Consider the following 12,058-nt stretch of genomic DNA (forward strand, 5'->3'; position numbering starts at 1 on the left):
CTGCCGATTGGCGCGAGGGCAAAAGGTGCTAAGAGGGCGCCATGCCAAGCCGCGTCTATCTCGACTGGAATGCGACCACGCCGCTGCGCGCCGAGGCGCGCGCGGCGATGCTGGCCGCTTACGAGCTGATCGGCAATCCGTCCTCGGTCCATGCCGAGGGACGGGAGGCGCGGCGGCTGGTCGAGGACGCACGTAGCTCGCTTGCGGCGGCCGTCGGCGCGCTGCCGCGGAACGTGGTTTTCACCTCCGCCGGAACCGAGGCCAACGCGCTGGCGCTGTCGCCCAGCTTGCGCAGCCGATCGGGCGAGCCGGCGCGGCGGCTCCTGGTCTCCGCGGTCGAGCATGCGTCGGTGCTCGCGGGCGGCCGCTTCCCGGCCGGCGACATCGGCCAGATCCGGGTCACACGCTCCGGCGTCGTCGACCTCGATCATCTCCGGGCGCTGCTCGCCGAAGGCCCGCCGGCGCTGGTCTCGATCATGGCGGCCAATAATGAAACCGGCGCGCTTCAGCCGGTGGCAGAAGCGGCCGGGCTCGTTCACGAGGCCGGCGGCCTCCTGCACATCGACGCGATCCAGGCGCTCGGCAAAATTGCGTTCAATATTAACGCGGTAGGCGCGGACCTTGCGACCTTTTCTGCGCACAAGATCGGCGGTCCCAAGGGCATCGGCGCGCTGGTCGTGGCCGAGGGGCTTGCCGGGTTGGAGCCGGTGCTGAGGGGCGGCGGACAGGAGCTGGGCCGGCGGGCCGGAACCGAGAATGTCGCCGGCATCGCCGGCTTCGGTGCGGCGGTCAAAGCCGCTGTTCAGGCTCTGCCGGAAGATGCGGAGCAGATGGTAAGCCTCAGGGATCGCTTGGGAAATGGACTTCGGGGCATTGCCGGGGCGATCATCTTCGCGGACGACGTCGAGAGGTTGCCAAATACCGTCCTTTTCACCGCGCCCGGGCTCAAAGCCGAGACTGCCGTGATCGGCTTCGATCTCGAAGGCATCGCCGTATCCTCGGGCTCGGCCTGTTCCTCGGGCAAGGTCCAGCCGTCTCACGTGCTGTCGGCGATGGGGTACGATGCCACCGTGGCCCAGGGAGCGGTGCGCCTCAGTCTGGGCTGGTCCACGGAACCGGATGACATCAACAGGGCGTTAGAGGCTTGGCGAAAGCTCGGTAATACCCTACTTAGAGGCTAAGCGACGAAACACGGCTTGAACGGTTCTAAGCCCGTGCTTTCCGCCAAAAAACATCGTAATAAACATCGTAATACTCGTTCGAGTTTGATCCACCGCGGTCCTTGAAACCGCGAGCGGAGGATAGAATGCCAGCCGTCCAAGAGACGGTCGAGCGCGTCAAGCGCATCGACGTCGACCAGTATCGTTATGGGTTTGAGACCCAGATCGAGTCCGACAAGGCCCCGAAGGGGCTGTCCGAAGACACCGTCAGGTTCATCTCCGAGAAGAAGAACGAGCCCGCCTGGATGCTCCAGTGGCGCTTGGAAGCCTATCGGCGCTGGCTGACCATGACCGAGCCGACCTGGGCCCGCGTCGAATATCCCAAGATCGACTTCCAGGACCTCTATTACTACGCGGCGCCGAAGCCGAAAAAGACGGTCACCTCGCTCGACGAGATCGACCCCGAGATTCTGAAGACCTACGAGAAGCTCGGCATTCCCTTGCGGGAAGTCGCCATGCTCGAAGGCGTCGAGCCTAAGCCCGGCGAGCAAGATCCGGCCCGCCGCAAGATCGCGGTCGACGCTGTCTTCGATTCGGTCTCGGTGGCGACCACCTTCAAGGCAGAGCTGAAGAAGGCCGGCGTGATCTTCATGCCGATCTCGGAAGCCATCCGCGAGCACCCCGAATTGGTGCAGAAATATCTGGGCTCGGTGGTTCCGACCTCGGACAATTTCTACGCGACGCTGAATTCGGCGGTGTTCTCCGACGGCTCGTTCGTCTACGTGCCGCCGGGCGTGCGCTGCCCGATGGAGCTGTCGACCTATTTCCGTATCAACGAGCGCAACACCGGCCAGTTCGAGCGCACGCTGATCATCGCCGACAAGGGCTCCTACGTTTCCTATCTCGAAGGCTGCACCGCGCCGCAGCGCGACGAGAATCAGCTGCATGCCGCCGTGGTCGAGCTCGTCGCGCACGACGACGCCGAGATCAAATATTCGACGGTGCAGAACTGGTACCCGGGCAACTCGGAAGGCAAGGGCGGCATCTACAATTTCGTCACCAAGCGTGGCGACTGCCGCGGCGACCGCTCCAAGATTTCCTGGACCCAGGTCGAGACCGGCTCCGCCATCACCTGGAAGTATCCGAGCTGCATCCTGCGCGGCGACAATTCCAGCGGCGAGTTCTACTCGATCGCGATCTCGAACGGCTTCCAGCAGGTCGATTCGGGCACCAAGATGATCCATCTCGGCAAGAACACGTCGAGCCGGATCATCTCGAAGGGCATCGCCGCCGGCAAGTCGCAGAACACCTATCGCGGCCTTGTCACCGCGCATCGGAAAGCGACCGGCGCGCGCAACTTCACGGCGTGCGATTCCCTGCTGATCGGCGACAAATGCGGCGCGCACACCGTGCCGTACATCGAAGCCAAGAACTCGTCGGCAACCTTCGAGCACGAGGCGACGACCTCGAAGATCTCCGAGGACGTGCTGTTCTACTGCGTCCAGCGCGGTCTTTCGCAGGAAGAGGCTGTCGGCCTCGTCGTCAATGGCTTCGTCAAAGACGTGCTTCAGCAACTGCCGATGGAATTCGCGGTGGAAGCGCAGAAGCTGATCTCGATCTCGCTTGAAGGGTCGGTCGGCTAATTGCCGACCCTCGCGGTGCGCAGCTCGCGCTCCAACATCAATTGAATAAACTGGATACCAAGATGGCTTTGCTTGAAGTGAAAGATCTGAAGGTTCGTGTCGAGGAGCGTGAGATCCTCCACGGGCTGACGCTGACCGTGAACGAGGGCGAGATCCACGCGATCATGGGGCCGAACGGCTCCGGCAAGTCGACGCTCTCCCATGTCATCGCCGGCAAGCCTGGCTACGAGGTCACTGACGGCCAGATCCTGTTCAAAGGCGAGGACCTGCTGGAGATGGCACCCGAGGAGCGAGCAGCCAAGGGCGTGTTCCTAGCGTTTCAGTATCCGGTCGAAATTCCCGGCGTCGCCACCATGACCTTCCTGCGCACCGCGCTGAACGCGCAGCGCAAGGCGCGCGGCGAGAGCGAGTATTCGACGCCGGACTTTTTGAAGAAAGTCCGCGAAGTCTCGAAGTCGCTGAACATCCCGCAGGACATGCTCAAGCGCGGCGTCAATGTCGGCTTCTCCGGCGGCGAGAAGAAACGCAACGAGGTGCTGCAGATGGCGCTGTTCGAGCCGAGCCTGTGCATCCTCGACGAGATGGATTCGGGCCTCGACATCGACGCGCTGCGCATTGCGGCCGACGGCGTCAACGCGCTGCATTCGCCCAAGCGTGCGATGGTCGTCATCACCCACTATCAGCGGCTGCTGAACTACATCGTGCCCGACGTGGTGCACGTGATGTCGAAGGGCCGCGTCGTGAAGAGCGGCGGCAAGGAACTGGCGCTGGAGCTGGAAGCGTCCGGCTACACCCAGTTCGAGGACGCCGCGTAAGGAATTTTGCGATGAACGTTGCTGTGGCAAAGACCGGGAGCGGCCGCGCGGTGAGCGATCTCTTCGCCAGCGGCGAAGGCCGGCTGCCGGGTTCGCCTTCCGTGATCGCGGCGCGCCGCGAGGCGTTCGAGACCTATGAGCGTCTCGGCCTGCCGCACCGCCGGATCGAGGAGTGGAAATACACTGATCTCCGCGCGCTGGTCGGCGAGATGCTGCCGTTGGCAGCCGCGCCGGATGCGGCGGCGCTGAAGCGCGCCGCGGATGCGGTGAAGACGCATGCGATTGCCGGCGCCCGCAAGCTGGTGCTGGTCGATGGCGTGTTCGTGGCTGAGCTCTCCGACGTCAAGGCGTTCGCCACCGATGCGGGCTTCAAGACGTCGCGTGAGACGCTGGAGAAGGATGCTGGTCTGCTGAAGACCGCTTCTATCGACGCCGTGATCGCGCTCAACGCAGCGATGGCGACCGATGGCGTGGTGCTGTCGATTGCCGACGGCGCCCAGCTGTCCGCACCGATCCAGATCATCCACATCGCGACCGCAGCTTCCGCATCTAGCTTCACCCGTTCGCAGGTTGCGGTCGGGAAGGGCGCTCGCGCCACGATCGTTGAGAGTTTCGTTGCGGCTGGCGCCAAGGCCTACCAGATCAACGACGCCGTGCTCATCACGATCGGCGACGATGCCGATGTCGCGCATATCCGCTTGATGGACGATGCGCCCGATGCGCTGAACGTGACCTCGCATTTCGTGACGGTCGGCGCCAACGTCAAACTCAATTTCTTCAACATGACCACCGGCGCGGCTGTCAGCCGCCTGCAAGGCTTCATCACGCTGGCGGGCGAGGGCAGCGAGCTCTCGGCCAATGGCGTGAACCTGTTGCAGAAGACCGAGCATGGCGACACCACGCTGGTGGTCGACCATGCCGTGCCCAACTGCGTCAGCCGCGAGGTTTTTCGCGCGGTGATCGACGATCGTGCGCACTCGGTGTTCCAGGGCCGCATCATCGTCCGTCCCGACGCGCAGAAGACCGACGGCAAGATGATGACCCGCGCGCTGCTGCTCTCGGACGAAGCCGAGGCTGACAACAAGCCCGAGCTCGAGATCTTTGCCGACGACGTCTCCTGCGGCCACGGCGCCACCGCCGGCGCGCTGGACGACAGTCTGCTGTTCTATCTGAAGGCGCGTGGCCTGCCCGAGAAGCAGGCTCAGGCGCTGTTGATCCAGGCTTTCGTCGGCGAGGCGATCGAGCAGATCGCTGACGACGGCTTGCGCGAGCACGTGATCGGCATCGCCGAGCGCTGGCTGGAGCGCCGCCAATGAGCACGCATCCCGCAGTTAGGAACGGCTCCTATGACGTCGCGCGCGTGCGCCAGGACTTTCCGGCGCTCGCCATGCAGATCTACGGCAAGCCGCTGGTCTATCTCGACAACGCCGCCTCTGCGCAAAAGCCGAGCGCTGTGCTCGAGCGCATGACGCAGGCTTATCAGTCCGAATACGCCAACGTGCATCGCGGCCTGCACTACCTCGCCAACGCTGCGACCGAAGCCTATGAGGGCGGCCGCACCAAGGTCGCGCAGTTCATCAACGCTGCGCGACCTGAGGAAGTGATCTTCACCCGCAACGCCACCGAAGCGATCAATCTGGTCGCCTCGTCCTGGGGCGGGCCGAACATCAAAGACAGCGACGAGATCGTTATCTCGATCATGGAGCACCACTCCAACATCGTACCTTGGCATTTCCTCAGGGAACGCCAGGGTGCCGTAATCAAGTGGGCGCCGGTCGACGACGAGGGCAATTTCCTCATCGACGAATTCGAGAAGCTGTTGACGTCGAAGACCAAGCTGGTCGCGATCACGCAGATGTCGAATGCGCTCGGCACCATCGTGCCGGTCAAGGACGTCGTGAAGATCGCCCATGCCCGCGGCATTCCCGTGCTGGTCGACGGCAGCCAGGGCGCCGTGCATCTGCCCGTCGACGTTCAGGACATCGGCTGCGACTTCTACGTCTTCACTGGGCACAAGGTGTACGGTCCCACCGGCATCGGCGTGCTCTGGGCCAAGTACGACCACCTCGTCGCGATGCGCCCCTATAACGGCGGCGGCGAGATGATCCGCGAGGTCTCGCGCGACATCGTCACCTATGGCGATCCCCCGCACAAATTCGAGGCGGGTACGCCCGCGATCGTCGAGGCCGTCGGCCTTGGCGCAGCCATCGACTACGTCAATTCGATCGGCAAGGAGCGCATCGCCGCGCACGAAGCCGATCTCACCGCCTACGCCCAGGAGAAGCTGCGCGAGATCAACTCGCTGCGGCTGATCGGCACCGCGCGGGGCAAGGGCCCGGTGATCTCCTTCGAGCTCAAGGGCGCGCACGCCCATGACGTCGCCACCGTGATCGACCGCCAGGGCATCGCGGTCCGCGCCGGCACCCATTGCGTGATGCCGCTTTTAGAGCGGTTCAACGTGACGGCCACCTGCCGCGCCTCGTTCGGCATGTATAATACGCGGGAAGAAGTCGATCATCTGGCACAGGCGCTGTTGAAGGCGCGGGATTTGTTCGCATGAGTGACACGGCCGAAATCAAAGCCAATCCGATGGAGACCCGTTCGGCGCTGCCGCCGGAGGAGACCGAACGCCTGACCACCGAGATCATCGCGGGGCTCAAGACCGTGTTCGATCCGGAAATCCCGGCCGACATCTACGAGCTTGGCCTGATCTACAAGGTCGAGATCAAGGACGATCGTTCCGTCGACGTGCAGATGACGCTGACGACGCCGAACTGTCCGGCCGCCGGCGAGCTGCCGACCATGGTCGAGAACGCGGTCGCCAGCGTTCCCGGCGTCGGCGTGGTCGACGTCAAGGTCGTCTGGGAGCCGGCCTGGACGCCGGAACGCATGAGCGACGAGGCCCGCCTCGTCCTCAACATGTGGTGACGCGTAACCTTGGTATTGAATTCGCTCCGCAACGGACCACATCACTGACATGACACAGATTTCGTCCGGCTCGACACCAGCGTCCACTCCGAAGCCGCGTCGGCCCCGCCCGCAGGTCATGCGGCTGACGGACGCCGCCGCCCAGCGCATCAGTGAGCTGACCCAGCGCGCCGATTCGGAGATCGTGGGCTTACGCGTTGGCGTGAAGAATGGCGGCTGCGCCGGCCAATCCTACACGGTCGAATACGCCCATGATGTCCGACCGACCGACGAAGTCGTCGAGGACAAGGGCGTCAAGATCCTGGTCGACCCCAAGGCCGTGCTCTTCCTGCTCGGCACCGAGATGGACTACAAGGCCGACAAGATGCAGGCCCAGTTCGTCTTCAACAACCCCAACCAGATCTCCGCCTGCGGCTGTGGCGAGTCGGTCGAGTTGCGGCCCGCGAAGATCGACGGGTAAGCCCGACTCTTTCGTCTCACTCCGCCGTCGTCCCGGCGAAAGCCAGGGCCGATACCGCGTGATGTCTCGATGGAACGAGATGTCAGTACCGACAGTCTTCGCTAAACTCCTCCCTGTGGTAATGGGTCGTGGCTCCAGTGCGCAATTGCGCACAAGGCCAGGACGACGCTGGGGAGAGATGTGGGCCATGGACCGCGAATTCCTGATCGACCTGTTCGCCGATTTCGGCCCCGTCGCCATCCGAAAGATGTTCTCCGGCTACGGCATCTCCGCCGACGGCATCAACTTCGCGCTCGCCTTGCGCGCCGGCCTGTTCTTCCGGGCCGATGAGGTGACGATCCCGGACTTTGAAGCCGAAGGCTCGAAACCGTTCCAATATTCGACCCGCGCCAAGACCGTTCTGGTGAATTCTTATTGGGAGCTGCCGGCGCGCCTGTTCGACGATTCCGAGGAGCTGGCGCAATGGGCGAGGGCGGCGCTAGCCGCCGCACAGCGCGCCAAGGTGAAGAAGCGGCCGAAGGGGAAAGCCGCGAGCAAGCCTGCGAAAAAGGCCGCGGCAAAGAAGCCCGCCGCCAAGAAGCGGTCGGCCAAGAAAGTAACCAAGAAGACGGTTCGTAGAGTGGGCAAAGCGACTCGTCCGCCGTAGCTCGCAGAGCGAAGGCGGAAGCGTGCCCACCGTTCAGGGTAGAGATGCCGGAGAAATGGTGGGCACGGCACGTCGCGCCATTGCCCGCCCTACAGGACCTGACGATCAATCCACGGCTTTGGTCAGGCCAACCCGCATATCCTTCGCCACACATACGCAAGTGCCGTCGGCCAGCACGCGGCCATCGGCTATTCCGAGCACCAGCTTGCCGCGGCGGACCATGCGCATGGCGACCTCGTAGCGCACCGACCGCGTCTCCGGCGTGATGGCGCCCGTGACCTCGATCTCGCCGACGCCGATGGCGCGGCCCTTGCCCGGTGAGCCCGACCAGCCGAGCCAGTAGCCGACCATCTGCCACATCGCATCCAGGCCGAGACTTCCCGGCATCATGGCGTCACCGCGATAGTGACAATCGAAGAACCAGTGATCCGGCACGATGTCGAGCTCGCCGACGATATGGCCCTTGCCGAACTCGCCGCCGTCGAGGCTGATCTCGGTGATGCGGTCCATCATCAGCATCGGCGGGGCCGGCAATTGCGCATTGCCCGGGCCGAAATAGCCACCGTCGCTCGATCTCAGCAGCTCATCCTTGGTGTAGGACGGTTGTGGCCTGTGAAAATCATGCGGGTTTGGCAAGACGACAGAACCTCTGTGGGCGCACGGTCGGGTGCACGGGGCCGACGACACAGCCTCAGATGTCGTCCGTCCGGGAATAATGTCAAGCGCGCGGCGGACAGACCCTGCCGCGGCGATGTCAGGCTGCGGACGTAGTCAGACCGACGCGCAGATCCCGTACAACATAGACGCAGGTGTCATCGGCGAGCACGCGTCCATCCGCGACACCGAGGGCCAGCCTGCCTCGCTTCACCTGGCGCATCGCAACCTCGTAGCGCACGCGTTTGATGTCCGGTGTGATCTGCCCCCTGAACTTGACGGCGCCGACGCCCAGCGCCCGGATCGTCCCCGGCGAGCCTGACCAGGCGAGCCAATAGCCGACCATCTGCCACAGCGCGTCGAGGCTGAGGCTTCCCGGCATCACGGGGTCGTCGGGGAGGTGACATTCGAAGAACCAGAGGCTGGCCGTCACGTCCAGCTCGGACACGATGTGACCCTTGCCGAACTCGCCGCGGTCCAGACTGATCTCGGGGATGCGATCCATCAGCAGCAAGGGGGGCGCGGGCAATTGCGCGTTGCCCGGGCCGAAGAAGCCACCGTCGCTGGCCCGAAGCAGGTCGATCCCGCTGTATGAGGATTGCGGCGCGTGAAAGTCGTGCGGATTGGGCAAGACGCTGGGCCTTTCGATCGCGATCGGTCGAACGTCGATTGCGCGTCACGTGCTCGACGTGTCGCTCAGGCCTATTACGGCTGCATGAAGGAGAGATGTCGCGGGCGCGACTGGCGGCTCAGGCCACCACCCGGTTGTGCGTCTCGATCGCGTATTCGGGATCGACTTCGCAGATCACGCGGTTGCGGCCGTTGCGCTTGGCCGCGTAGAGGCAGGCGTCCGCACGATCGATCAGCGTGTCAGTGTCGTCACCCTGCTTCAGCATGGATACGCCGACGGAGATGGTGACGCGGCCGAGGATCTCGCCGGTCGACTTCTTCTTCAATTCTTTCGCCATCACGGCGCGGCGGATATGGTCGGCGACGGTGAGAGCCTGGCGCAGCGCGGTATTGGGCAGCACCACTGCGAATTCCTCGCCGCCATAGCGCGCGGTAATATCCTGGCCTTTGATTGTCTGCTTTAGGGACAGGCCGACCAGCCGGAGCACCTGGTCGCCGGTGAGATGGCCGTAGGAATCGTTGAACGATTTGAAATGGTCGATGTCGAACAGCAGGAGCGACAGCGGCTCGCCGCTCGCGAGCGCGCTCTGCACGGCCATGCCGATCATGCGGTCGAAATATTTGCGGTTGCCAAGACCGGTCAGCGGGTCGGTCAGGCTCTCGGCGCGGATCGCCTCCAGGCTCTGCTGGAGATTGCTGATCTCGCTCTTTGCAAGGATGAGCCGATCTTCAAGCGTCTTGTTGCTCTCGCGCATTTCGCGTGTCGAGCTGAGCAGAGATTCGACGATCGATTGGATCTGGTCGGCCTTTTTGGCCAATGACAGCTCCTTGGCCGCGCCCGACAGGCTCGCGTCGTAAGAGCTGGTCATCCCGAGAGCTTCGCTCAATACATCTACGACGTCGTCGATCTCACCGATGACGCGCGCGCCGACCTTGTCGATGCGGTCGGTGGTTTTGATGTGGGAGAGATAGGTGTCGTAGATCTGCTCGAGATCGGCTTCGGTCAGCTTGCCGTTGCGTGCCAGCGTCTCGTTGATGATCTTGTTGAGCGGGGCATTGTAGCCGGTCGCGTAGACGTACCAGATCTCGTAATTGCGGGGAATTGCGGTCTGCTTCAGCGACCGGATCTGGCCGAGCGCCACCTCGGCGAACGCCATCGTGCGTTCGTGTTCATCGAGAACCTTGACCACAGAACATACCCCACAGCGATCGGTGCGCCAGCGACCGCAGCAATGCTTAAATTATGTTCGTAGGCTAACGGACGATGATGAACGGTCGGTAAACGGCCGGCCGTTCAACTTACGCGTGCATCGTGGGCTCAGGCTCCGGCGGGGGAGCGAACCGGTCGGAGCAGGAAGGCCGGGAGATGCGAGTGATCGCCGGGCTCGGTATCGGCCTCGCGCTGGCGGCGCGGCTCGGGACGGCCGATTGACGGCACATGATGCGAATTGTTGGCCTGCTGGCGCGCGCCATGACGCGGCTCGGAGGATTGCCTGGCTTCGCGCGGAGGCCTTGCCTCACGTGCCGGCCGCGCTTCGCGTGCGGGCCGTGCTTCGGCAGCAGGTCTTGCATCCGACGAAGGCGTTGCCTCGGAGGGGTGTCGCGCCTCGCGCGGCTCGTGGCTGCGCTCGCGGTCCCGACCGCGCTGCGGCTTGCCGCGTCCGCCGCGGGAACGTTCACGATCGCGGCCGCGCGATTCGCGCGGGCGGTCGCCCTGCTCACCGCTGTCGGCGTGGACTTCGTAATCGCCTTCGGCGCGGGGAATGCTCTGGCCGATCAGCTTCTCGATCGCCACCATCGACTTCTGGTCGAGCGGTGTCACGATCGAGATCGCGGTGCCGGTGCGGCCTGCACGGCCGGTGCGGCCGACGCGATGGACGTAGTCGTCGGGATGATGGGGGACGTCGAAATTGAAGACGTGGCTGACCTCGGGAATGTCGAGGCCGCGGGCCGCGACGTCAGAGGCGACCAGCAGCGGCAGCTCACCCTTGCGGAACTGTTCGAGTGCCGCCATGCGGGCCGGCTGGTCCATGTCGCCATGGAGCGCGCCGACGCTGAACCCGTGCTTCTGAAGCGACTTGTGAACGACCGCGACCTCGCGCTTGCGATTGCAGAAGATGATCGCGTTCTTGAGATCCTTGGCCTCGCGCAGCAGGCGACGTAGCAGCTCGCGCTTCTCATGCGCCTCGCGCCCGGCAGGCACTTGCGATTGCGTGACGGTGACCGCGGTGGTGGCGGGCTTGGAGACTTCGACCTTCTGCGGATTGTGCAGGAAGGCTTCGGTGATGCGCCGGATTTCCGGCGGCATGGTCGCGGTGAAGAACAGGGTCTGCCGCGTGAAGGGGACGAGCTTGCAGATGCGCTCGATGTCGGGGATGAAGCCCATGTCCAGCATGCGGTCGGCTTCGTCGATGACAAGCAGCTCGACGCCGGTGAGCAGCAGGCCGCCGCGCTCGGTATGGTCGAGCAGCCGGCCCGGGGTTGCGATCAGCACGTCGACGCCGCGGGTCAGCTTGGCATCCTGGTCGCCGAAGGAGACGCCGCCGATCAGCAGGGCGACGTTGAGTTTCTGGCCGGCACCGTAGCGGTCGAAGTTTTCCTTCACCTGCGCTGCGAGCTCGCGGGTCGGCTCCAGGATCAGCGTGCGCGGCATTCGTGCGCGGGCGCGTCCCTTTTCGAGGATGGTGAGCATCGGCAGCACGAAGGCCGCGGTCTTGCCGGTGCCGGTCTGGGCGATGCCGAGCACGTCCTTGCGTGCGAGGACGTGGGGGATCGCCTGTTCCTGAATGGGGGTAGGGGTGGTGTAACCGGTGGCCGCCACTGCGGCGAGGACTTTTTCGGATAGTCCGAGATTGGAAAAGGACATTGAGCCTCTGGTCGAAACCGCCGTTCGGAATCGAGGGTAATTAAGGCTGTCGCGTTCCACCCCGAAACGGCGCGCTCTCAAAGAAGCTGGGGGTGCTGACTCACGCGAACAAAGCGCCAAGCTCAGGAATCGCTCTTCGATACCGAGCCGCGTTGCCCCGGAACATAGGGCGGAATCGGCCAAAGTCAATGGAGCAGGCGCGGGAAGGTCCTAAAAACCCTGAGGTTTTTGCCCAAATACCGGGCGTGGCTCGGCT

The 12,058-nt window shown here is 63.9% G+C and carries 12 protein-coding genes; 8 read left to right on the forward strand and 4 right to left on the reverse strand.

Annotated features, from left to right (window positions below):
- The first annotated feature begins 41 nt into the window (after positions 1-41).
- The 8 genes from ACLFLU_RS21055 (at position 42) to ACLFLU_RS21090 (ending at position 7,652) form a co-directional block, all read left to right on the forward strand.
- On the forward strand, positions 42-1,181 hold the full coding sequence (locus tag ACLFLU_RS21055; protein ID WP_426406799.1) for a cysteine desulfurase family protein: 1,140 nt from the start codon (positions 42-44) through the stop codon (positions 1,179-1,181).
- A gap of 125 nt (positions 1,182-1,306) precedes the next feature.
- Positions 1,307-2,803, forward strand: coding sequence for a Fe-S cluster assembly protein SufB (gene sufB / locus ACLFLU_RS21060; protein ID WP_426406800.1), 1,497 nt, complete (start codon positions 1,307-1,309; stop codon positions 2,801-2,803).
- Positions 2,804-2,865: 62 nt separating this feature from the next.
- Positions 2,866-3,618 carry a Fe-S cluster assembly ATPase SufC gene (gene sufC / locus ACLFLU_RS21065; RefSeq protein WP_426406801.1) on the forward strand — a complete coding sequence of 251 codons (753 nt, stop codon included), beginning with the start codon at positions 2,866-2,868 and terminating at the stop codon, positions 3,616-3,618.
- 11 nt (positions 3,619-3,629) lie between these two features.
- A complete protein-coding gene (gene sufD, locus ACLFLU_RS21070; protein ID WP_426406802.1) occupies positions 3,630-4,934 on the forward strand; it encodes a Fe-S cluster assembly protein SufD in 1,305 nt (434 codons plus the stop codon).
- Positions 4,931-6,178 (forward strand): cysteine desulfurase, encoded by a 1,248-nt coding sequence (locus ACLFLU_RS21075; protein ID WP_426406803.1) that lies wholly within the window; start codon positions 4,931-4,933, stop codon positions 6,176-6,178. Before sufD ends, ACLFLU_RS21075 begins: the two co-directional genes overlap by 4 nt.
- Positions 6,175-6,546: an SUF system Fe-S cluster assembly protein gene (locus ACLFLU_RS21080; protein WP_007609827.1), complete on the forward strand. Its 372-nt coding sequence runs from the start codon at positions 6,175-6,177 to the stop codon at positions 6,544-6,546. The genes ACLFLU_RS21075 and ACLFLU_RS21080 overlap by 4 nt, the downstream gene beginning before the upstream one ends.
- Before the next feature lie 118 nt (positions 6,547-6,664).
- Positions 6,665-7,006, forward strand: coding sequence for a HesB/IscA family protein (locus ACLFLU_RS21085; RefSeq protein ID WP_063203306.1), 342 nt, complete (start codon positions 6,665-6,667; stop codon positions 7,004-7,006).
- 187 nt (positions 7,007-7,193) lie between these two features.
- Entirely contained in the window at positions 7,194-7,652 is a 459-nt protein-coding gene (locus ACLFLU_RS21090) for a TfoX/Sxy family protein (RefSeq protein WP_426406804.1), read from the forward strand.
- A 105-nt stretch (positions 7,653-7,757) separates the two neighbouring features.
- Here ACLFLU_RS21090 and fabA (ACLFLU_RS21095) read toward each other — a convergent pair whose 3' ends face one another.
- The 4 genes from fabA (ACLFLU_RS21095) to ACLFLU_RS21110 all read right to left on the reverse strand — a co-directional run bounded on the left by fabA (ACLFLU_RS21095) (position 7,758) and on the right by ACLFLU_RS21110 (position 11,802).
- The gene (gene fabA, locus ACLFLU_RS21095) at positions 7,758-8,288 is read right to left on the reverse strand and encodes a bifunctional 3-hydroxydecanoyl-ACP dehydratase/trans-2-decenoyl-ACP isomerase (RefSeq protein WP_426406805.1); all 531 of its coding nucleotides are present in this window, start codon (positions 8,286-8,288) and stop codon (positions 7,758-7,760) included.
- 118 nt (positions 8,289-8,406) lie between these two features.
- Positions 8,407-8,937: a bifunctional 3-hydroxydecanoyl-ACP dehydratase/trans-2-decenoyl-ACP isomerase gene (gene fabA / locus ACLFLU_RS21100; RefSeq protein WP_426406806.1), complete on the reverse strand. Its 531-nt coding sequence runs from the start codon at positions 8,935-8,937 to the stop codon at positions 8,407-8,409.
- A gap of 118 nt (positions 8,938-9,055) precedes the next feature.
- Positions 9,056-10,126 carry a GGDEF domain-containing protein gene (locus tag ACLFLU_RS21105; protein ID WP_426406807.1) on the reverse strand — a complete coding sequence of 357 codons (1,071 nt, stop codon included), beginning with the start codon at positions 10,124-10,126 and terminating at the stop codon, positions 9,056-9,058.
- 128 nt (positions 10,127-10,254) lie between these two features.
- The gene (locus ACLFLU_RS21110) at positions 10,255-11,802 is read right to left on the reverse strand and encodes a DEAD/DEAH box helicase (protein WP_426406808.1); all 1,548 of its coding nucleotides are present in this window, start codon (positions 11,800-11,802) and stop codon (positions 10,255-10,257) included.
- Positions 11,803-12,058 lie beyond the last annotated feature (256 nt).

Origin of the sequence: Bradyrhizobium ganzhouense (assembly GCF_049949285.1) — a bacterium.
Lineage (GTDB): Bacteria > Pseudomonadota > Alphaproteobacteria > Rhizobiales > Xanthobacteraceae > Bradyrhizobium > Bradyrhizobium ganzhouense.